Annotated in this window: 2 protein-coding genes; both read left to right on the forward strand. The window is 54.5% G+C overall.

Features of this window, described 5'->3' with window-relative positions; translation table 11 throughout:
• The first annotated feature begins 21 nt into the window (after nucleotides 1–21).
• Nucleotides 22–168, forward strand: a complete 147-nt coding sequence (locus AC1DXM_RS31915) for a hypothetical protein (protein ID WP_477239535.1) — start codon at nucleotides 22–24, stop codon at nucleotides 166–168.
• Nucleotides 146–1,289, forward strand: a 1,144-nt coding sequence (locus tag AC1DXM_RS31920; RefSeq protein ID WP_477239533.1) for a hypothetical protein, incomplete at its 3' end; no start/stop codon positions are given. The genes AC1DXM_RS31915 and AC1DXM_RS31920, both read left to right, overlap by 23 nt.

Consider the following 1,289-nt stretch of genomic DNA (forward strand, 5'->3'; position numbering starts at 1 on the left):
GGCAACGACACGTTGTCCGGTTTGGCTGGCAACGATCTTCTTGATGGTGGCGACGGCGATGACACGTTGAACGGCGGGTCGGGAAGCGATGTGCTGGTTGGCGGCCTGGGCAATGATGGCTTGCGGCAACGACACGTTGTCCGGTTTGGCTGGCAACGATCTTCTTGATGGTGGCGACGGCGATGACACGTTGAACGGCGGGTCGGGAAGCGATGTGCTGGTTGGCGGCCTGGGCAATGATGGCTTGCAGGACGGCAGTGGCAACGATTCACTTTATGGCGGCGACGGCAACGATGGTTTGAACCTGACGTATTCGGGACCTTCTGGTGTTTCGCTGACACAGTCTGTGGATGCCGGCGCGGGTGACGACTCAATCGCGCTGAGTGCGGGCAACGCGTCAATTTCATATTCGATTGATGCTGGCGCGGGAGCAGATTCTATAAGCATAAATGCCAGAAACTCGACCATAACTGGATCGATGGGTGCGGGTGCTGACAATGACGTAGTCATTATTTCTCAGTTCTTCAATGGTCAACTTGATCTAGAAATGGGAGACGGCAACAATTCATTTATTGGAAGCGGTAATGGTCCGGCTATAAACTCAATTTTAACTTTGAATTTTGGGTCTGGTGACGATACTATAAGTAGAAATACAGGTTCTGCATTTAACGCATCTGGTTCTAGCTTTCACATAGATATGGGAGATGGAAATAATTTAGCCCGTATATCCGGCGCCAGCATCGATCTAACCTCCGGATCTGGAAACGACACAATCCAGCTGACTGCACAAACCCTGTCAATCGACACGGGCAGCGGCGACGATACGGTGACCGCATCCGGCGGTGGCTCGCTTTCCACCGGAGACGGGAACGACACGGCAACCATCTCTGGGGCGCTGAGCGCCAATCTGGGCCTTGGCAACGATACGGCGCATCTTTTGATAAATGGAGACTCGACACTCACCTTGGGTGAGGGAAGTGACGCGCTTTTCATCGACAGCTGGAACGGATCGAATTCTACAACCATCACCGACTTCGCCACCGGAGCCGGCGGAGAAACGCTCGACTACAGTGTCTTGCTCAACCAGCTGATCGGATGGGACGGCAGCTCAAACCCGTTCGGCTCGGGCTTCATGCAACTGATCCAAGACGGCGCCGATACCCTCTTCCAGATCGACCTCGACGGCGGTGCCTCCAACCAGGCCTTTGCCACCGCAATCCGTTTCCAGAACACCACCGCAACTGACTTCACCGCCGCTAATTTCAATCCAGCCTATCCAGCGGATGGAA

This window comes from Mesorhizobium sp. P3_A2 (genome assembly GCF_056403115.1).